The organism is Pseudomonas xanthosomatis, from assembly GCF_019139835.1.
Classification (GTDB): domain Bacteria; phylum Pseudomonadota; class Gammaproteobacteria; order Pseudomonadales; family Pseudomonadaceae; genus Aquipseudomonas; species Aquipseudomonas fakonensis.
Genome location: NZ_CP077075.1, coordinates 5,016,788 through 5,036,679, shown reverse-complemented (window position 1 = coordinate 5,036,679; position 19,892 = coordinate 5,016,788). Strand labels below are relative to the sequence as shown.

At 65.2% G+C, this 19,892-nt stretch carries 19 protein-coding genes; 10 read left to right on the top strand and 9 right to left on the bottom strand.

Annotation, left to right across the window (positions count from 1 at the left end):
* The first annotated feature begins 126 nt into the window (after window positions 1-126).
* Entirely contained in the window at window positions 127-942 is an 816-nt protein-coding gene (locus KSS93_RS22220) for a UDP-2,3-diacylglucosamine diphosphatase (RefSeq protein ID WP_217885997.1), read from the top strand.
* Between the two features lie 47 nt (window positions 943-989).
* Here the strand turns inward: KSS93_RS22220 and KSS93_RS22215 are convergent, their stop codons facing one another.
* Entirely contained in the window at window positions 990-1,301 is a 312-nt protein-coding gene (locus KSS93_RS22215) for an Mpo1-like protein (RefSeq protein WP_217839742.1), read from the bottom strand.
* A gap of 156 nt (window positions 1,302-1,457) precedes the next feature.
* On the opposite strand from KSS93_RS22215, the gene KSS93_RS22210 reads away from it, so the two are divergent.
* The gene (locus tag KSS93_RS22210) at window positions 1,458-2,504 is read left to right on the top strand and encodes an AraC family transcriptional regulator (RefSeq protein WP_217885996.1); all 1,047 of its coding nucleotides are present in this window, start codon (window positions 1,458-1,460) and stop codon (window positions 2,502-2,504) included.
* Here KSS93_RS22210 and KSS93_RS22205 read toward each other — a convergent pair.
* Window positions 2,461-3,915: a TrkH family potassium uptake protein gene (locus KSS93_RS22205; protein WP_217885995.1), complete on the bottom strand. Its 1,455-nt coding sequence runs from the start codon at window positions 3,913-3,915 to the stop codon at window positions 2,461-2,463. The genes KSS93_RS22210 and KSS93_RS22205 overlap by 44 nt on opposite strands.
* A gap of 170 nt (window positions 3,916-4,085) precedes the next feature.
* Between KSS93_RS22205 and KSS93_RS22200 the strand changes: the two genes are divergently transcribed.
* Complete coding sequence (locus KSS93_RS22200) at window positions 4,086-4,643, top strand: NAD(P)H nitroreductase (RefSeq protein ID WP_217885994.1); 558 nt, start codon at window positions 4,086-4,088, stop codon at window positions 4,641-4,643.
* 133 nt (window positions 4,644-4,776) lie between these two features.
* On the opposite strand, the gene KSS93_RS22195 is transcribed toward KSS93_RS22200, so the two are convergent.
* The 6 genes from KSS93_RS22195 to KSS93_RS22170 form a co-directional block, all read right to left on the bottom strand.
* Complete coding sequence (locus tag KSS93_RS22195) at window positions 4,777-6,108, bottom strand: sensor histidine kinase (RefSeq protein WP_217885993.1); 1,332 nt, start codon at window positions 6,106-6,108, stop codon at window positions 4,777-4,779.
* A gap of 69 nt (window positions 6,109-6,177) precedes the next feature.
* Entirely contained in the window at window positions 6,178-6,594 is a 417-nt protein-coding gene (locus tag KSS93_RS22190) for a Spy/CpxP family protein refolding chaperone (protein ID WP_217839737.1), read from the bottom strand.
* Window positions 6,595-6,803: 209 nt separating this feature from the next.
* A complete protein-coding gene (locus tag KSS93_RS22185; protein ID WP_217885992.1) occupies window positions 6,804-7,481 on the bottom strand; it encodes a response regulator transcription factor in 678 nt (225 codons plus the stop codon).
* Window positions 7,482-7,488: 7 nt separating this feature from the next.
* Window positions 7,489-7,881 (bottom strand): SH3 domain-containing protein, encoded by a 393-nt coding sequence (locus KSS93_RS22180; RefSeq protein WP_217885991.1) that lies wholly within the window; start codon window positions 7,879-7,881, stop codon window positions 7,489-7,491.
* Window positions 7,882-8,040: 159 nt separating this feature from the next.
* Entirely contained in the window at window positions 8,041-8,340 is a 300-nt protein-coding gene (locus KSS93_RS22175) for a YciI family protein (RefSeq protein ID WP_015271283.1), read from the bottom strand.
* Window position 8,341: 1 nt separating this feature from the next.
* A complete protein-coding gene (locus KSS93_RS22170) occupies window positions 8,342-8,938 on the bottom strand; it encodes a septation protein A (RefSeq protein WP_217885990.1) in 597 nt (198 codons plus the stop codon).
* Between the two features lie 67 nt (window positions 8,939-9,005).
* Here KSS93_RS22170 and KSS93_RS22165 point away from each other — a divergent pair, with 67 nt between their 5' ends.
* The 6 genes from KSS93_RS22165 to KSS93_RS22140 all read left to right on the top strand — a co-directional run bounded on the left by KSS93_RS22165 (window position 9,006) and on the right by KSS93_RS22140 (window position 15,551).
* Window positions 9,006-9,866, top strand: coding sequence for a PHP domain-containing protein (locus KSS93_RS22165; protein ID WP_217839733.1), 861 nt, complete (start codon window positions 9,006-9,008; stop codon window positions 9,864-9,866).
* A gap of 13 nt (window positions 9,867-9,879) precedes the next feature.
* Entirely contained in the window at window positions 9,880-10,509 is a 630-nt protein-coding gene (locus KSS93_RS22160) for an L-threonylcarbamoyladenylate synthase (RefSeq protein WP_217839732.1), read from the top strand.
* On the top strand, window positions 10,506-11,333 hold the full coding sequence (locus tag KSS93_RS22155) for a segregation and condensation protein A (protein ID WP_496198605.1): 828 nt from the start codon (window positions 10,506-10,508) through the stop codon (window positions 11,331-11,333). Before KSS93_RS22160 ends, KSS93_RS22155 begins: the two co-directional genes overlap by 4 nt.
* Window positions 11,334-11,344: 11 nt before the next feature.
* Window positions 11,345-12,127 carry an SMC-Scp complex subunit ScpB gene (scpB, locus tag KSS93_RS22150; protein WP_217885989.1) on the top strand — a complete coding sequence of 261 codons (783 nt, stop codon included), beginning with the start codon at window positions 11,345-11,347 and terminating at the stop codon, window positions 12,125-12,127.
* A 228-nt stretch (window positions 12,128-12,355) separates the two neighbouring features.
* Window positions 12,356-13,426: a 23S rRNA pseudouridine(2605) synthase RluB gene (rluB, locus tag KSS93_RS22145; RefSeq protein ID WP_217885988.1), complete on the top strand. Its 1,071-nt coding sequence runs from the start codon at window positions 12,356-12,358 to the stop codon at window positions 13,424-13,426.
* 715 nt (window positions 13,427-14,141) lie between these two features.
* Complete coding sequence (locus tag KSS93_RS22140) at window positions 14,142-15,551, top strand: amino acid permease (RefSeq protein ID WP_217885987.1); 1,410 nt, start codon at window positions 14,142-14,144, stop codon at window positions 15,549-15,551.
* Window positions 15,552-15,697: 146 nt separating this feature from the next.
* Here KSS93_RS22140 and KSS93_RS22135 read toward each other — a convergent pair whose 3' ends face one another.
* Window positions 15,698-16,579, bottom strand: a complete 882-nt coding sequence (locus KSS93_RS22135) for a LysR substrate-binding domain-containing protein (protein ID WP_217885986.1) — start codon at window positions 16,577-16,579, stop codon at window positions 15,698-15,700.
* Window positions 16,580-16,842: 263 nt separating this feature from the next.
* Here KSS93_RS22135 and ydiJ point away from each other — a divergent pair, with 263 nt between their 5' ends.
* Window positions 16,843-19,860, top strand: a complete 3,018-nt coding sequence (gene ydiJ / locus KSS93_RS22130) for a D-2-hydroxyglutarate dehydrogenase YdiJ (RefSeq protein WP_217885985.1) — start codon at window positions 16,843-16,845, stop codon at window positions 19,858-19,860.
* The last annotated feature ends 32 nt before the right edge of the window (window positions 19,861-19,892 follow it).

Sequence of the window (19,892 nt, the reverse complement as noted above, 5' to 3'; positions counted from 1 at the left end):
ACACCGCTGGGTTGGTTGGTGGCCCTGACGCGAACACCTTGAAAGCCCAGACCGTCACAAACCCGCCACCAATCTGTCACCTGCACCTGCGAGTCTGCGACAAACAGCGCAGCACCGGAGCCCCCGATGACCCATGCCGAACTCGCCCGCCCCTCCCGCAAGCTGCGTGTCCGCACCCTGTGGATCTCCGACGTGCACCTGGGCACCCGGGACTGCCAGGCCGAGCACCTGTCGCACTTTCTCAAGGGCTACCAGGCCGACCGTATCTACCTGGTCGGCGACATCATCGACGGCTGGAAGCTGCGTGGCGGCATTTACTGGCCCCAGGCCCACACCAACGTCATCCGCCGCCTGTTGACCATGAGCAAGCGCGGCACCGAGGTGATCTACGTCACCGGCAACCATGACGAATTTCTGCGCCGCTACTCCAAACTCATCCTCGGCAACATCCAGCTGGTGGACGAGGCCGAGCACCTCACCGCCGACGGCCGGCGCCTGCTGGTGATCCACGGCGACCAGTTCGACGTGATCACCCGCTACCACCGCTGGCTGGCGTTCCTCGGCGACCGCGCCTACGAGTTCACCCTGGTGCTCAACCGCTGGCTCAACCACTGGCGCGCACGCTATGGCTACGGCTACTGGTCGCTGTCGGCCTACCTCAAGCACAAGGTCAAGGGCGCGGTGAACTTCATCAGCGACTTTGAAGACGCCATCGCCCACGAGTGCACCAAGCGCGGCTTCCAGGGCGTAGTGTGCGGGCATATCCACCATGCCGAAATTCGCAAGGTGGGCGAGGTGGAGTACCTCAACTGCGGCGATTGGGTGGAATCATGCACCGCGCTGATCGAGCACTGGGACGGGCAGATCGAGCTGTACCGCTTTGCCGATGCCCAGGCCCAGGAAGCGGCAAAGCGCCTGGCGGAGCTTGGCGAGCCGGCGTAAAGATCATCGCGGGGCATGCCCGCTGCCACGCGTGCCTTGCGACGAAGTCAGAGGGCGATACGCCCCAGCAATATGTCGCGGAACATGGCGAAATCGCCCACCAGGCTGTACCACGGGTGGCTGAAGGTAGCCGGACGGTTTTTTTCGAAGAAGAAGTGCCCGGCCCAGGCGAAGCCGTAACCTGCCAGCGGCACCGCCAGCAGCAGCAACCACTTGCCACTGCCAATGGTATAGGCCAGCAGGGCGATCACCAGGCTGGTGCCGACGAAGTGAAGGCGCCGGCAGGTGGGGTTGTTGTGCTCCCCCAGGTAGTAGGGATAGAACTCGGCAAAACTGCGGAACTGCGCTGTGCGGGTCATGGCTGTGCTTTCCGGATCTGCGGGTCGGGAACAGGATACACGGCGTGGAGCCTGAATCGAGTCTAGAGTCACTCAGAATGATGGCCAGTGACAATCAGCGCCAATTGAGTATCCTTTCGATTCACCGCAGGAGCGGTTCAGCACAAGAAGCCTGTCATGAGTGAAAGAACCACCTCGGCCAGCTGGGCCTCAGGGATCGTCAAGGCGCTCGAGCTGGAAGGGCTCGATTGCCCGGCCATGTTTCGCCAACTGGGCCTGGATTTCGCCGCCCTCGACGACCCCGATGCACGCTTCCCCCAGGACGCCATGACCCGCTTGTGGCAACTGGCCGTGGAATTGTCGGGCAACGAGGCAATAGGCCTGAACATGGCCCGGGTGGTACGCCCGGCGTCGTTCCATGTGGTCGGCTACGCGCTGATGTCCAGCCGCACCCTGGCCGAGGGCTTCCAGCGCCTGGTGCGCTACCAGCGCATCATCGCCGAAAGCTCGGATTTGAGCTTCGTGCTCGGCGCCGAGGGCTATTCGCTGATCCTGACCGTACATGGCGACCACCTGCCGCCCACCCGGCACAGCTCCGAAGCCTCGCTGGCCTGCGCCCTGGCACTGTGCAAATGGCTCAGCGGGCGGCCGATCCAGCCGCGGCGGGTGCTGATCCAGGGGCCGCAGCCGAAGAACATCGACCCCTACAAGGTGGCGTTCCATTCACCGCTGGTGTTCGGCGCAGCGCACGACGCACTGTTGTTCGAACGCGCCGACATGGAAGCTCCGCTGCCCACGGCCAACGAAGCCATGGCGGTGCTGCACGACCGTTTTGCCGGTGAGTACCTGGCGCGCTTTTCGGAAAGCCGCGTGACCCACCGGGTACGCCAGGTGCTGTGCCGCATCCTGCCGCAAGGCGAGCCCAAGCGTGAAACCGTGGCCCAGGCTCTGCACCTGTCGCAGCGCACCCTGCAGCGGCGCCTGCAGGATGAGGGCACCAGCTTCCAGGCGCTGCTCGATGACACCCGCCGCGAGCTTGCCGAGCAATACCTGGCGCAGCCCACCACCACCTTGCTGGAAACCGCCTACCTGCTGGGGTTCGCCGACCCGAGCAACTTCTATCGGGCGTTCCGCCGCTGGTTCGATGTCACCCCCAGCGAGTACCGGGCGCGCCTGGCGGTCAGTGACGCCAGAACGCCGGCATACACAACACCAGCACCGTGATGATCTCCAGCCGGCCCAGCAGCATGCCGCCGGCGAGAATCCACTTGGCGGCGTCCGGCAGCGAAGCGAAGTTGCCCGCCGGGCCAATCACCTCGCCCAACCCCGGCCCCACGCCCGACACGGTGCTGGCCGCACCGGTCAGTGCGGTCATCCAGTCCAGGCCAAGCAGCGACAGCAACAGCGCGATCACGGCGATGGTGGCGGCAAAGAAGAACGAGAAGGTCAGGATCGAGCGCACGATTTCTTCGTCGAGGCGGTGACCGTTGTACTTCTGCTTGATCACCGCCCGCGGGTGGATCAGCTGGTTGAGGCTGGCCTTGAGCAGGATGTAGGCCACCTGGAAACGGAAAATCTTGATGCCGCCGGCGGTCGAGCCCGAGCAGCCGCCGATGAACCCCAGGTAGAAGAACAGCATCAGCGAGAAGTTGCCCCACAGGCTGTAGTCGCCCAGGGCAAAGCCTGTGGTGGTGACCACCGAGGTGACGTTCAGCGCTACGTGGCGCAGGGCGTCGAGCCAGTGCAGGTTGGTGGTGGCCCAATACCAGGTGCCGAGCACGATCCAGGTGGCCACCAGCAAACCGAGAAACCCCTGCACCTGCTGGTCGCGGATCAGCGCCTTGCGGTTGCCGCGCAGGGTGGCCACGTACAGGGTGAAGGGCACGCTGCCCATGATCATCACCACCACCGCCACCCAGTGCACGGCCGGGATGTCCCACTTGGCCAGGGACTGGTCGGAGGTGGAGAAACCGCCGGTGGAGATCGCCGACATGGCGTGGTTGATCGCATCGAACGGGCTCATGCCCGCCCACCAGAACGCCAGGCTGCCCAGCACGGTGATACCCACGTACACCGCGACGATGTACTTGGCGACCATGTGCGAGCGCGGCATGACTTTTTCTGAGCGGTCCGAGGATTCGGTCTGGAACAGCCGCATGCCGCCGATGCGCAGCAGCGGCAGGATCGCCACCGCCATACCGATGAAGCCGATGCCGCCCAGCCAGTGCAGCATCGAGCGCCACATCAGGATGCCCGGCGACATGTTGTCCAGGCCGCTGAGCACGGTGGAGCCGGTGGCGGTGATGCCGGACATGCTCTCGAAGAAGGCGTCGGTGTAGCTGATATGCTGGGTGAGCAGGAAGGGCAGGGCGGCGAACACGCCCACTACCAGCCAGCTGCTGACGGTCAGCAGGTACATATCGCGCGGGCGCAGGTGCACGTGTTCGGGGCGGCCCTGTATCACCAGGCCCAGGCCTGCGATGAAGGTGATCATGCTCGCCCAGAGAAACGATGGCATGTCGCCGGTGCGCTCGAAGACCACCAGGGTCGCCATGGGCACGACCATGCTCACCGCCAGGGTGATCAGGAAGATGCCGATGATGAAACCAATGATCCTTAAGGTCGGCAACGCCATGTGATCTGCTCTGACTGGCTACGGAAGGGGCGCCATTTTAAGCCGCAAGTTGCAAGCTGCAAGCGCCAAGTGCATGCGCTGCCGCATGAGGCTGCTTTTTCTTGTGGCTTGCAGCTTGTGGCTTGCAGCTTGAGAATGGCGGCACTTTCAATTTGCCAGGAGGGTAGCCCATGGAGGCTCTCGACGCTCTGCTCAACCGTGTTTCCGTGCCACGCCTGACTGAACCTGCACCCAACGCCGCCCAGCGCGAGGCGCTGTTTCAGGCCGCGTTGCGCGCACCGGACCACGGCCAACTGCGGCCATGGCGCTTTCTGACCATCGAAGGCCAGGGCCGCGAGAAACTTGGTGAGCTGTTCGCCGCGGCGTTGCAAGCGAAGGGTGACGCCAGCCAGGCCGCGCTGGACAAGGCCCGCGCCATGCCGCTGCGCGCACCATTGCTGATCGTGGTGGTGGCCAGGCTGCAGGATCACTTCAAGGTGCCCAAGTCCGAGCAGCGCCTGGCGGCCGGCTGCGCGGCCCACGGCATCCTGATCGCGGCGCATGCCCAGGGTGTGGGTGCGGTGTGGCGTACCGGTGACATGGCCTTCGATGCCCATGTGCACAAGGGACTGGGGTTGGCCGAGAACGAAGAGTTGATCGGCTACCTGTATGTCGGTACGCCGGCGACCGAGCCGCGTACGGCGCCGGTGCTGGCGACCGAGGATTTCGTCAGCGCCTGGGGCGAGTGATGTGAATGGGGGCCACGTTGTGGCCCTTCGCGGGTAAACCCGCTCCCGCAGGTACAGCGCTGGATTCAGGCTCGGCGCGGTCCTGTGGGAGCGGGTTTACCCGCGAAGGGGCGCGCAGCGGCCCCAAAAGCCTTCAGGCTGGCGCAGCTTCACAGGGCAACTCCAACGTCGCCACGAACCCGCCCTGTGGGTGGTTGCCCAAGGTCAGGCTGCCGCCATGGCGCTCGGCCGCCTTGCGCGCAATTGCCAGGCCTAACCCGTGCCCAGGCGCTTCCTGCCCCGGTGCCCGGTAGAACGGTTCGCCCAACTGCGCCAGGTGCTCGGCCGGCGCCCCTGGCCCATGGTCGCGCACGCTCAGCACGATGCGCCCTTGCTCGCGGCTGGCATGGATCTCGATGGGCTGCCCGGCCGGGTTGAAGCGCAAGGCATTGCGCAGCAGGTTGTCCACCGCCCGCTCGATCAGCGTTGGCCAGCCCTGCAGCGTAAGGCCTGGCTCGGCTTCAAGGCGTACTTCCTGCTCCGGTGCACTGAGCTGGGCATCCTTGCGCACGCTGCCCAGCAGCGCGTTGATGTCCACAGGCTCCGCATGGGCCTGTTCGGCATCCACACGGGCCAGTACCAGAATTTCGCTGATCAGCGCCTCCAGGCGGTCGCACTCGCGGGTCAGGCGTGGCCACAGCGCCTGGCGCTGTTCGGGCTCGGCCCGTTCGGCCAGGGCCAGGGCGATGCGCAACCGCGCCAGCGGCGAGCGTAGCTCGTGGGACACGTCGCGCAGCAGCTGGCGCTGGCTGCCGATCAGGCTCTGCAGGCGCGCACCCATCTTGTTGAAGTCGTTGGCCAGCACGCCGAACTCGTCGCGCCGCACGGCCAGGCGGGCCAGGCTGTTCTGCTGGTAGCTGGCCTGCCCCAGGTCGTGCACCGCGCTGCGCAGGCGGCTGAGCGGGCGGGTGATCGACAGGGTCACCAGCAGGCTGAACAGGGTCAGCACCACCAGGGCGATGCCCAACGCACTCAATGGCCAGATCAGGCTTTCGCGGTGCCAGGCTTCGAGCTCAGGGTGTGGAATGCGATAAATCAACAGGTAGGTCTCGCCGCTGGTGGGGCTGGTGTATTCCTCGGTCAGGCGGCGCCAGGGCAGGCGGCGCTGGTCGTTGTGCTGGCGCGCCTCGAAGGCCGCGGCGCGGCGCGGGAAGGTGCCCGGCACCACGGCTTCGCCGCTGTCGTCGAGCACCTGTACGTCAATCTTGAAGCGCTCCTTGCGCCGCTCGAGGAAGCGCTGCGAGGCTTCCAGCCCTTCCTGCTCGTAGTGCTGCACCCAGCGGCTGGCCAAGGTGTTCAGGCCCGGGTGGCGGCTGAGGATCCAGGTGTCCTGGTTGAGCATGTGGCCCAGCAGTATCGACAAACCGGCAACCAGGGCAATGGCCAGCCAGAAACTGGCCAGGATGCGCCAGAACAGTGAACGCAAGGCGAGCACCTCCGTGAAATGGCAAAAGCCCGGCCCGCAAGGGTGCGGGCCGGGCGTGGGGCTGACAGCTTACTGGGCCTTGTGCTGTTTTTCAGCTTTCCAGGCCTGGAACTCCTGCCATTCGGCTTTCTTGGCGGCGCGTTCCTTTTGCAGTTCGTCGAACTTCTTCTGCTGGTCGGGCTTGAGCAGCGCGCGGACCTGGCTATCGGCCTTGTCGCGGCTGGCCTTGATCTCGTCCTTCATGGCTTTCTGGTCGGCGGCTGGCAGCTTGTTCAGGTAGCGCTCGGTGATGTCGCGGCGCTGCTGCATCTGCTCGCCCATCAGCTTGCCGATCTGCTGGCGTTGGTCGCGGCTCAGGTCCAGCTGGGCGAAAGGCGCGTCACCGCGGTGGTGTGGGCCGTCGTGGCGCGGGCCACCTTCTGGCATGGCCATGGCAACGGTCGGCAGGGCAGCGGCGAACATCAGGGCGATAAGGGTCTTGCGCATGGTGTCTCTCCTGTCATGGGCCGGTGTTTACCGGATGAGCCCAGTTTAGGGAGATCAAGGTCAAGGGCGGTCAGGTGAGGGTAAAGGCTGGGTAAAGACGCTGGCAGCCGCTACGCGACCCTGTGGGAGCGGGCTTGCCCGCGAATGCGTTGGTGGGGGAAAGGACGCAATCGCGGGCAAGCCCGCTCCTACAGGTATGCGGTTGCCTGTTACAGGCTGTAGTAATAGCCTCGGCTGCGCAGCGCGATGATGCGCGGGCGGCCGTCTGCATGCGGGCCGATCTTCTTGCGCAGGTTGCTCACGTGCATGTCCAGGCTGCGGTCGTACAGGGTGAGCTTGCGGCCCAGGCCGATCTGCGCCAGTTCCTGCTTGTCCAGCGGCTCGCCCGGCTGGCGCAGCAGGGCTTCGAGGATGCGGCTTTCGGACAGCGTCAGGGTCATCTCGCGCTCATCGATGCTGACCACGCCGCGCACCGGGCTGAAGGCTAGGTCGCCGACTTCCATCTGCGTGGCCGGCGCACTGGGGTGGCTGCGGCGCAGCACCGCACGCAGGCGGGCGGTGAGCTCGCGCGGGTCACAGGGCTTGGCCAGGTAGTCGTCAGCGCCCAGCTCAAGGCCCAGGATGCGGTCCAGCGGCTCGCCGCGGGCCGAGAGCATCAGCACCGGCAGTTCGGCGTGCTCGCTGCGCAGCTGCTTGAGCAGTTCAAGGCCGCTGCCGTCGGGCAGCATCACGTCCAGCACCACTGCCGCCGGAGCCTGGGCGGCCAGGGCCTGGCGCGCGCTCTGGCCATCGTGGCAGGCGCGAACCGCAAACCCTTCCTGGGTCAGCCAACTGCCCAGTAGTTCGCACAGTTCCTGGTCATCATCAATCAGTAACAGCTCGCTCATGTCTCACTCAATTCAACCATTGACGGCGTCTTCTGTGTCCGCCGCTGGCTAAGATACCGCAGACTACCGATAACAGTGCAACGCCAGAACCAATCAGGAACCACTGCTGCTGCTCGGTCAGCAGGCGTTGCGGCGTGCTGGCGCTGGCCTGCAGCTCCTTGACGGCGAGCTTCAGGCGCTGGTTGTCCTGGCGCAGGCGGGTCAGTTGCGCGCTCTCGCGCTCGCTGTCCTGGTTCTGCAATTGTTGGGTCAGCGCGCCGCGCTGCTTTTCGCTTTCTTCCAGGCGCTGCTGCAGGTCGGTGATCCGCGCCCCGGCTTCCAGCGACAGCGGCTGTTCGGCCACGGCCAGGGGGGAGAGCAGCAACAGGCACAGCAGGAGGAACATCGGGCCTTGACGCATTGGAACTCCTGAATGGAATCGGTTCAGGAGGTTGTCGGCCGCTGGTCCGAATTTATGAGTGGCCCCTGAAATCGATTCGCGGGCAAGCCCGCTCCCACAGGCACCGAAGAACCTGTGGGAGCGGGTTTGCCCGCGAAGGGAGCAACTCGCTATTGCGGATTACGGCAGCACTTGCTTGAACGGCTTGACCACAACCTTGTCGTACACGCCGGCGGCAATGTACGGGTCGGCGTCGGCCCAGGCTTGCGCCGCGGCCAGCGAGTCGAACTCGGCAACGATCAGGCTGCCGCTGAAGCCGGCTTCACCCGGGTCGTTGCTGTCGATGGCCGGGTGGGGGCCGGCCAGTACCACGCGGCCTTCGGCCTTGAGCTGTTGCAGGCGCTCGATGTGGGCAGGGCGCGCGGCCAGGCGCTTTTCCAGGGAATTGGCGACGTCGCTGGCGATGATGGCGTAGAGCATGTCAGTCCTTGGTCTTGGAGGTGGACGGGTCGGCGTCGTGCAGGTGACGCGAAAGATAAACGCCCTGGGCCACCAGGAAGATCACGGTCATGCCCAGGCTGCCGAACACCTTGAAGTCGACCCAGAAGTCCTGGAAGGTGAAGGCGACGAACAGGTTGGCTGCGCCGCACACCAGGAAGAACGCGATCCAGGCGACGTTAAGGCGGTTCCACACGGCTTCCGGCAGCGTCAGGGCGTGGCCCATGATGCGCTTGATCAGCACCCGGTCGCCGATGAAGTGGCTGCCGGCGAAGGCCAGGGCGAACAGCCAGTTGACCACCGGCGCCTTCCACTTGAGGAAGGTCTCGCTGTGGAAGGCCAGGGTCAGGCCGCCAAACACCAGGCATGCGACCAGGGTCAGCAACTGGCCCTTTTCCAGTTTGCGGTGGCGCAGGAACAGCGCGCCGTAGACCACCACCGAGCTTGCGATCAGCATCGCTGTGGCGCTGTAGATGCCGCCGAATTCGAACACGTGGCCGGCGAAATCGACCGGGCGCGGGTCCAGCTTGTAGACGATGAAGAACAGCAGCAGCGGGATGAAATCGATGAATTGTTTCACAATGGCAGCCAGAAGCGGGATGTGACGGCATAATAACAAACATCGATTCCTGCGAAAGCGCCGCACCATGAATGTTGATCTGCACTGTCACAGCACGGCCTCCGATGGCGCCCTGTCGCCTACGGCACTGGTCGCCCGGGCCCACGAGCACGGGGTGCGCACGCTCTCGCTCACCGACCACGACACCCTCGAGGGCCTGCCCGAGGCGCGCCAGGCCTGCGCCGAGCGGGGCATGGCCTGGGTCAGCGGGGTGGAGCTGTCGTGCACCTGGGGTGGCGCCACCATCCATGTGCTGGGCTACGACTTCCCCCTCGACGCACCGCCCTTGCTCGAGGCTATCGCCAACCTGCACCGCGGCCGCTGGCTGCGCGCCGAGGAAATCGACCGCAAGCTGGCCGCCAAGGGCATGCCCGGTGCGCTGGACGGCGCCCGGGCGGTGCAGCAGGCGCTGGGCGACAGCGGCAATGCCCCGGCACGCCCGCATTTCGCCGAGTATCTGGTGCAAGCCGGCTTCGTCAAGGACCGTGGCGAGGCGTTTCGCAAGTGGCTGGGTGCCGGCAAGCTGGGCGACGTCAAACTGCACTGGCCTACCCTGGACGAAACTGTCGCCACGCTGCGTGAGTCCAACGCTTGGGTGAGCCTGGCTCATCCCATGCACTACGAGCTTACCCGCAGCAAGCGCAGACGGCTGATTGCCGACTATATTCAGGCTGGAGGGCAGGCACTGGAAGTGGTCAACGGGATGATGCCGCCCGAACAGGTGGGGACGATGTCCATCCTCACCCGTGAGTTTGGCCTGCTGGCAAGCGCTGGCAGCGATTTCCACGGCCCCGGCACCTGGGGCGAGATCGGTGCCTACCGGCCATTGCCTGAGGACCTGCCACCTCTGTGGCGCCGATTCCGACATGAACAGCCTATGGCGGTATGAACAGGACGACTTCGTGAGCCAATTTTTCCAGATTCATCCGGAGAACCCGCAGGCGCGCCTGATCAAACAGGCCGTGGAGATCATCCGCAAGGGTGGCGTGGTGGTGTACCCGACCGACTCGGCCTATGCCCTGGGTTGCCAGATCGGCAACAAGGCGGCCATTGAACGGGTGCGCAAGCTGCGTGGCCTGGACAAGACCCACAACTTCACCCTGATGTGCTGCGACATGTCGCAGCTGGGGCTGTACGCCAAGGTCGATACCGGCACCTTCCGCCTGCTCAAGGCCCATGTGCCCGGCCCTTACACCTTCATTCTCAACGGCACCCGCGAGGTACCGCGCCTGCTGCTGCACGAAAAGCGCCGCACCATCGGCTTGCGGGTGCCCGACCACGCCATCACCCTGGCGCTGCTCGAAGAGCTGGGCGAGCCGCTGATGAGCGTCAGCCTGATCCTGCCGGGTGACGACGAGCCGATGGTCGACCCCTACGAGATTCGCGAGCGGCTGGAGCACCATGTCGACCTGGTGATCGATGGCGGCTTTGGCGACCTCAAGGCGTCCACCATCATCGACCTGTCCGGCGACGAACCCGAGCTGATCCGCGAAGGCTGCGGCGACCCCACGCCGTTTCTGGTCAACGCGTGAGCCAGGTGCAAGCGCCCGAGGCGCCGGCGGTTGACGCCCAAGCGCCGTTCCAGCTGCAGCTGGCGCTGGTTTACGGTGAAGCCCTCACCGAAATGCCGGTAGACCTGTATATCCCGCCAGACGCCCTGGAAGTCTTCCTCGAAGCCTTCGAAGGCCCGCTGGACCTGTTGCTGTACCTGATCCGCAAGCAGAACGTCGACATTCTCGACATCCCGGTGGCCGAGATCACCCGCCAGTACATGAGCTACGTCGAGCTCATGAAGAACGTGCGCCTGGAACTGGCCGCCGAATACCTGGTGATGGCCGCCATGCTCGCCGAGATCAAGTCGCGCATGTTGCTGCCGCGTTCGGCCGAGGTGGAGGAAGAGGAGGGCGATCCGCGCGCCGAGCTGATCCGCCGCCTGCAGGAGTACGAGCGCTTCAAGGCTGCCGCCGAGGGCATCGACGAGTTGCCGCGGGTCGGCCGCGACGTGCTGGTGCCACGCCTGGACGCCCCCCAGGCCAAGGCGCGCAAGCTGTTGCCCGACGTGGCCCTGGAAGAGATCCTGCTGTCCATGGCCGAGGTGATGCGGCGCAACGACCTGTTCGAAAGCCACCAGATCACCCGCGAGGTACTGTCGACCCGCGAGCGCATGAGCGAAGTGCTCGAGCGCCTCAAGGGCGGCGCCTTTGTGCCGTTCGTCGAGTTGTTCAGCGTCGAGGAAGGCAAGCTCGGCGTGGTGGTCACCTTCATGGCGATTCTGGAGCTTGTAAAGGAATCGCTGATCGAACTGGTGCAGAATGAACCCTTCGCCCCGATCCACGTCCGTGCCCGGGCAGAGTGACCTGACGACCGATGAACCTGAACGAACCCCGCGAACTTGCCTCCTTGATCGAGGCTTTTTTGCTTGCCTCGGGCAAGCCGCAATCCCTTGACCGCCTGTACGAGCTGTTCGACGAGGCCGAGCGCCCGGCGCCGGCGGTGTTCAAAAAAGCCCTCGAGGTGCTGGCCAAGTCGTGCAATGGCCGCGCCTTCGAACTCAAGGAGGTGGCCAGCGGCTACCGCCTGCAGATTCGCGAAGCCTATGCCCCCTGGGTTGGCCGCCTGTGGGAGGAGCGCCCGCAGCGCTATTCCCGCGCGTTGCTGGAAACCATGGCGCTGATCGCCTACCGCCAGCCCATCACCCGCGGTGAAATCGAAGACGTGCGCGGCGTGGCGGTGAACAGCAACATCATCAAGACCCTGATGGAGCGGGAGTGGATCCGCATCGTCGGCTACCGCGAGGTGCCCGGCCGCCCGGCCATGTTCGCCACCACCCGGGCGTTTCTCGACCATTTCAACCTCAAGAGCCTCGACGAATTGCCGGCGTTGGCCGAGCTGCGCGAGCTGGAGCCGGTTGCCGAGCCTGAGCCTGAGCTCGACCCGGATGACGCACCGGTGCCGGCGCACTTGCAGGCGCTGGCTGATGCCAGCCTGGGTGATGAGGAAGAGGCGGGCGAGCCGAAAGAGGAAACCAGCTTCCGCTCGCTGCTGGTGGAACTGGATGCAATGGAAGAAGGGCTGAAGACCGATTTTGATGATTTGCGCGAGGAACAGCCCGAGGTTTCGGTGGAAGAAGAGGGCAAGTTGCAATCCTGACTTCAGTGTTGCCTGAACCGGCCTCTTCGCGGGCAAGCCCGCTCCCACATGCGGTGCGTTCACTGTGGGAGCGGGCTTGCCCGCGAAGAGGCCGGTTCAGGCGCACCCAGGTCATTGGGCAGAAAACAATCCCGTACCCCGAAAAACCCTCTACCCTCCAGATGCGTTAATTCCCCGAACCGCGTATGATGCGCGCCCGCTTTCACTACTACACCGGGAGGTGCCCAGATGAGTGACAAAGACCTGCAAGACCAACAACCCACCCCGCCATCCGGCGAAAAACTGCAGAAAGTGCTGGCGCGCATCGGCGTCGGCTCGCGCCGTGACGTCGAGGCCTGGATCAGCCAGGGCCGTATCAAGGTCAATGGCGTGGCCGCTACCCTGGGCCTGCGCGTCGACCTGCACGACGCCATCACCGTCGATGGCAAGCTGATCAAGCGCGTCGAGGCTGCCGAGGCGACCCGCCGTGTGGTCATGTACAACAAGCCCGACGGCGAAATCTGCACCCGCGACGACCCGGAAGGCCGCCCGACCGTGTTCGACCGCCTGCCACGGCCCAAAGAAGGCCGCTGGATCAACATCGGCCGCCTCGACATCAACACCACCGGGCTGCTGCTGTTCACCACCGACGGTGAGCTTGCCAACCGCCTGATGCACCCGTCCTACGAGATGGACCGCGAATACGCGGTGCGTGTACGTGGTGAGGTCGACGACGACATGATTGACCGCCTCAAGGCCGGCGTGATGCTCGAAGACGGCCCGGCCAAGTTCACCGACATCCAGAAGGCCCCGGGTGGTGAAGGCTTCAACCACTGGTACCACTGCGTGGTGATGGAAGGCCGCAACCGTGAGGTGCGTCGCTTGTGGGAGTCCCAGGGCGTGGTGGTCAGCCGCCTGAAGCGCGTGCGCTTTGGCCCGGTGTTCCTCAACTCCGACCTGCCGATGGGCCGCTGGCGCGAAATGAGCCAGGGCGAGATCGACATCCTGGCCGCTGAAGTGGGCCTGCAGCCAGTGGCGCTGCCAGCCCTGAACCTCAAGGCCAAGGACAAGCTCGAGCGCCTGCAGCGCAAGTCGACCCGCCCGCTGGGCCGTGGCGAGCGCGTGCGCACCCTGCGCCCGGCCCAGGGCGATGCAGCCCCGGCAGAGCGCCCGGCCCGTGCCCCGCGTGAGGAAGCCCCGCGCGGCAAGCCGAACCGTGGCAGCGCCGTGGCCGAACGCCCGAGCGAGATGCGCAAGCGCCCTGCGCGCCCGGACGGCGACAAGCCCGCCGGCCGTGGCCGCAGCAAGCCGCGTGGCTGATCCCGCCTGAGTGCAAGAGCCAGCCTTCGGGCTGGCTTTTTTGTGCCTGGAGTTTTTGTATTGTCGCCAGTCGCCCGCAAAGTTATGCGATCCCCCTGTAGGGGCCGGCTTGCCGGTGATTGGATCGCAAAGCGCCCCCAACCTACTGATCTCAAAAACATTTCCGGCAAGGCTGGAAAGTTTTCAAACCGCCTCGTAAAGAAATCTATACGCCTGAGGTGCGTTTTCCTTCCAAAACCCGATTTTTCCTACGCCTGTAAAAAAAACGTGCCAAGCGTTCCCTGGCCAAGCCTCCCGCGCCCCGTCCTGCCCCCTTGCCCAACCTCCGGCAAACCGCTGATATAGCCGCATTGCCGTGTGCAACGCCTGGCCACAGAGCCCGGCGAACAGAACAACAAATGGAGGCGCCATGTACGCCGATCACTCCGCCTTTTCAGGCCACACCCCCAGGACCGCTGCGTTTTTTCCACAGGAAGCGACGCAACGCGTTGACGCCTGCGCGTTTGCAGGGGTATACAATGCGCCGCGTTTTACCTGTGACCCCCTTGCGTACCGCGCACTCTTGCTGACACCCGGTTGATCTGCCCTGGGCTTTGCGCCCGTCGCTTGACTACCCGTCCAAGAAACCAAGGTAACCACCTTGCCCATTCCGCTGCGCCACGAGCGCGGTGGGTCCGATTCCGTCACAGATAAAAACAAGCAGGTGACTTCGTTCATGAGTGGACACAACCCTCAGTCCGGCGAACTCAAGCGTGGCTTGAAGAACCGCCATATCCAGCTGATCGCCCTGGGCGGCGCCATCGGCACCGGATTGTTCCTTGGCTCGGCCGGCGTGATGAAGTCCGCAGGCCCGTCGATGATCCTCGGCTACGCCATCTGCGGCTTCATCGCCTTCATGATCATGCGCCAGCTTGGCGAAATGATTGTCGAGGAGCCGGTGGCCGGCTCATTCAGCCACTTCGCCCACACATACTGGGGCAGCTTTGCGGGCTTTTTGTCGGGCTGGAACTGCTGGGTGCTGTACATCCTGGTGGGCATGTCGGAGCTGTCGGCGGTGGGCAAGTACGTGCACTACTGGTGGCCGGAAATCCCGACCTGGGTCACGGCGGCGGGCTTCTTCGTGCTGATCAACGCCATCAACCTGATGAACGTGAAGTTCTTCGGTGAGGCCGAATTCTGGTTCGCCATCATCAAGGTGGCGGCCATCGTCGGCATGATCGCTCTGGGTGCCTGGCTGCTGACCAGCGGCAGCGGCGGCCCGGAAGCCTCGGTGACCAACCTGTGGGCCCATGGCGGCTTCTTCCCCCATGGTGTCAGCGGGTTGGTGATGGCCCTGGCGTTCATCATGTTCTCCTTCGGCGGCCTTGAAATGCTCGGCTTCACCGCAGCCGAGGCCGACAAGCCGAAGAGCGTGATCCCCAAGGCGATCAACCAGGTCATCTACCGTATCCTGATCTTCTATGTCGGCGCCCTGGTGGTGCTGCTGTCGCTGACCCCGTGGGACAGCCTGGTGGCCAGCATCGACGCCTCCGGCGGCAGCTACGGCTCCAGCCCGTTCGTGCAGGTGTTCTCGATGCTGGGCAGCGACACCGCGGCCAACCTGCTGAACTTCGTGGTGCTGACTGCTGCGCTGTCGGTGTACAACAGCGGCACCTACTGCAACGCCCGCATGCTGCTGGGCATGGCCGAGCAGGGTGATGCCCCGGCGGCCCTGGCCAAGGTCGACAAGCGCGGCGTACCGGTGCGCTCGATTTTGGTATCGGCGGCCGTGACCCTGATTGCCGTGCTGCTCAACTACCTGATGCCGCAGAATGCGCTGGAGCTGCTGATGTCGCTGGTGGTCGCCACCCTGGTGATCAACTGGGCGATGATCAGCTACTCGCACCTCAAATTCCGCCAGCACCTGGACCGTACCGGCCAGAAGCCGCTGTTCAAGGCGCTGTGGTACCCCTACGGCAACTACATCGTGCTGGCCTTCGTGGTGCTGATCCTGGGCATCATGCTGATGATTCCGGGCATCCAGGTATCGGTGTACGCGATCCCGGTGTGGCTGGTGGTGATGTATGTGGCCCACTTGCTCAAGAGCAAGCGTGGGGCGCAGGCGGCGGGTAGCGTGGCCAAGTAAGGCGCGTTTGCCGCCCGCGAAAAACCCGATGCCGGGTGACTGGCATCGGGTTTTTTGTTGCCGGTGATCCGGTGCGTGGGAGCGGGCTTGCCCCGCGATGGGGTCAATGAGGCAATCGCGGGGCAAGCCCGCTCCCACGGTGTCCTTCAGATCTGTTCCAGCAACCAGCTGCGAAACGCCCGCAACGACGGCAGCGCCTCGTTGCGTGGCGGGTAGATCAGGTAGTAGCTGCGCTGGCTGGCAAACGGCGCGCCGGCACTGATCAGCTCGCCGCTGGCCAGCTCTTCCTCGACCAGAATGCGTGGCACCAGGCCGATGCCGATACCGGCGCGCACTGCCTGAATCAGGTGCGAGGTCAGCTCGAAACTGGGCCCCAGGCGCATGGCGCGGTGTGGCAGGGCATGGTGGGAGAACCACTCGCCCCAGGCGTGGGGGTTGTTGGCCACGTTCAGCAGCAACTGCCCGCTGATGCGCGCCGGGTCCCAGGGGCCTTCGGCTGCAGCCTGGGGCGGCAGGATCACCACCAGCTCCTCGGCGTGCAGGCGGTGGCAGACCAGCCCCGGCAGGTCGTGGCTGGCCACACCGATGGCAGCGTCGATCTCGCTGGTGTCGAAGTTGATTGCCTCGATGCGCGAATGAATATGCACCAGCATGCCGGGGTGGGCGCTGTAGAAGGCATGCAGGCGCGGCAGCAGCCACTTCGAGCCGAAGGTCGGCAGGGTGGCCAGGCGCAGGTTGCCCACCCCGGACTGGTACGCCAGCGCCTGCAGGGTGGCGCTGCGGATGCGCCCCAGGGCTTCGCTGAGTTCGCGCTGGTACAGACGGCCGACGTCGGTCAATTGCACCTGGCGGCCCTCGCGGCGGAACAACGTCAGCCCCAGTTGCTGCTCCAGTGCCTGTACCTGGCGGCTCACCGCGCTTTGCGTCAGCGACAGCTCGACGGCGGCGCGGGTGTAGCTTTCATGCCGGGCGGCGGCCTCGAACGCCAGCAGCAGCGACATCGAGGGCGTGAGGTGGCGGTAATTCATTCATAAAACTCATTGATAGCGGCAGGAATATCCGTTTGCCCCTGGCATGAAACTACAGGAACATTGGCGCATTCGTCATTCGCCGTGAATTCATCCATGCGCAAATGACAACTAACTGCATCTGTGGGAGCGGGCTTGCCCGCGAACACCGGCGGAGCCGGTGCCGTCTATCGAGTTGCCTGCTTCGCGGGCGAGCCCGCTCCCACAGGGAAGGCTAACTGCCTGAAACCGTGAACTTGCCCAATACAAGAGGCCATCCCCAGATGATCGCCCAGCTGCCGACCCGTGCGCCTGACGCCAACTACCCCGATTTCCTCGAAGCCCTGAAGCACAGCGGCTTTGCTGGCCAGATCAGCGCCGACTACGGCACCCGCACGGTACTGGCCACCGACAACTCGATCTACCAGCGCCTGCCCCAGGCGGCGGTGTTCCCGCTGGACACAGGCGACGTGGCGCGCATCGCCACGCTGATGGCCGAGCCGCGGTTTCGCGACATCAAGCTGACCCCGCGCGGCGGCGGCACCGGCACCAACGGCCAGTCGCTGACCGACGGCATCGTCGTCGACCTGTCGCGGCACATGAACAAGATCCTCGAGATCAACGTCGAGGAGCGCTGGGTGCGGGTGCAGGCCGGCACCGTCAAGGACCAGCTCAACGCCGCGCTCAAGCCCCACGGGCTGTTCTTCGCGCCTGAGCTGTCCACCTCCAACCGCGCCACCGTCGGCGGCATGATCAACACCGACGCCAGCGGCCAGGGCAGTTGCACCTACGGCAAGACCCGCGACCACGTACTGGAACTGCACAGCGTGCTGCTGGGCGGCGAGCGCCTGCACAGCCTGCCGATCGACGACGCAGCCCTGGAGCAGGCCTGCGCCGCGCCCGGCCGGGTGGGCGAGGTGTACCGCATGGCCCGGGAGATTCAAGAGACCCAGGCCGAGCTGATCGAAAGCACCTTCCCCAAGCTCAACCGCTGCCTGACCGGCTACGATCTGGCGCACCTGCGCGACGAGCAGGGCCGCTTCAACCTCAACAGCGTGCTGTGCGGCGCCGAAGGCTCGCTGGGCTATGTGGTCGAGGCCAAGCTCAATGTGCTGCCGATCCCCAAGTACGCCGTGCTGGTCAACGTGCGCTACTCAAGCTTCATGGACGCGTTGCGCGATGCCAACGCGCTGATGGCGCACAAGCCGCTGTCGATCGAGACCGTCGACTCCAAGGTGCTGATGCTGGCGATGAAGGACATCGTCTGGCACAGCGTTGCCGAATACTTCCCCGCCGATGCCGAGCGCCCGACCCTGGGTATCAACCTGGTGGAGTTCTGCGGTGACGAGCCGGCCGAGGTCAATGCGCGGGTGCAGGCGTTCGTCGAGCACCTGCAGCGTGATACCAGCGTCGAGCGCCTGGGCCATACCCTGGCCGAGGGCGCCGAGGCGGTGACCCGCGTTTACGTGATGCGCAAGCGTTCGGTGGGCTTGTTGGGCAACGTCGAAGGCGAAGTACGCCCGCAGCCGTTCGTCGAAGACACCGCGGTACCGCCGGAAAAACTCGCCGATTACATTGCCGACTTCCGCGCGCTGCTGGACGGCTACGGCCTGGCCTATGGCATGTTCGGCCATGTCGATGCCGGCGTGTTGCACGTGCGCCCGGCGCTGGACATGAAGGACCCGGCCCAGGCCGCGCTGGTCAAGCCGATCTCCGATGCCGTGGCGGCGCTGACCAAGAGCTACGGCGGCCTGCTGTGGGGCGAGCATGGCAAGGGCTTGCGCTCGGAATACGTGCCGGAGTACTTCGGCGCGCTGTACCCGGCGCTGCAGCGCCTGAAGGGCGCGTTCGACCCGCACAACCAGCTCAACCCGGGCAAGATCTGCACCCCGCCAGACAGCGCCGAAGGCCTCACCCCGGTGGATGGCGTGACCCTGCGCGGCGACCTTGACCGCACCATCGATGAGCGGGTCTGGCAGGACTTCCCCAGCGCCGTGCACTGCAACGGCAACGGCGCCTGCTACAACTACGACCCCAACGACGCCATGTGCCCGTCGTGGAAGGCCACCCGCGAGCGCCAGCACTCGCCCAAAGGCCGTGCTTCGCTGATGCGTGAATGGCTGCGCCTGCAGGGCGAGGCCAACATCGACGTGCTGGCGGCGGCGCGCAACAAGGTGTCGTGGCTCAAGGGCCTGCCGGCGCGGCTGCGCAACAACCGGGCGCGCAGCCAGGGCCAGGAGGACTTCTCCCACGAAGTCTACGACGCCATGGCCGGGTGCCTGGCGTGCAAGTCGTGCGCCGGGCAGTGCCCGATCAAGGTCAATGTGCCGGACTTCCGCTCGCGCTTCCTCGAGCTGTACCACGGCCGCTACCAGCGCCCGCTGCGTGACTATCTGATCGGCTCGCTGGAGTTCACCATCCCGTACCTGGCCCATGCGCCGGGCCTGTACAACGCGGTGATGGGCTCGAAGTGGGTCAGCGGCCTGCTGGCCGACAAGGTCGGCATGGTCGATAGCCCCCTGATCAGCCGCTTCAACTTCCAGGCCACCCTGACCCGTTGCCGGGTGCAGGTGGCCAGCGTGCCGGCGCTGCGCGAGCTGACCCCGGCCCAGCGCGAGCGCAGCATCGTGCTGGTGCAGGATGCCTTCACCCGCTACTTCGAGACGCCGCTGCTGGCGGCCTTCATCGAACTGGCCCACCGCCTGGGGCACAAGGTATTCCTGGCGCCCTACAGTGCCAACGGCAAGCCGCTGCATGTGCAGGGCTTCCTCGGCGCCTTCGCCAAGGCGGCGATTCGCAACGCCAACCAGCTCAAGGCCCTGGCCGACTGCGGCGTGCCGCTGGTGGGCCTGGACCCGGCCATGACCCTGGTGTATCGCCAGGAATACCAGAAGGTCGATGGCGTGGAGTGCCCGCAGGTGCTGCTGCCACAGGAGTGGCTGATGAGTGCGTTGCCCGAGCAGGCGGCGGCCAATGCTGGCAGCTTCAGGCTGATGGCGCACTGCACCGAGAAGACCAACGTGCCGGCCAGCACCAAGCAGTGGGAGCAGGTGTTCGCGCGCCTGGGGCTCAAGCTGGTGACCGAGGCCACCGGTTGCTGCGGGATGTCCGGCACCTACGGGCATGAGGCGCGTAACCAGGAAAGTTCGAAGACCATTTTCGAGCAGTCCTGGGCGACCAAGCTGGACAAGGAAGGCGAGGCGCTGGCCACCGGTTATTCGTGCCGCAGCCAGGTCAAGCGCATGACCGAGAAGCAGCTGCGCCACCCGCTGGAAGTGGTGTTGCAGTTCGCTTCGCGCTGACCGGTTGTAGTCCTGTACCGGCCTCTTCGCGG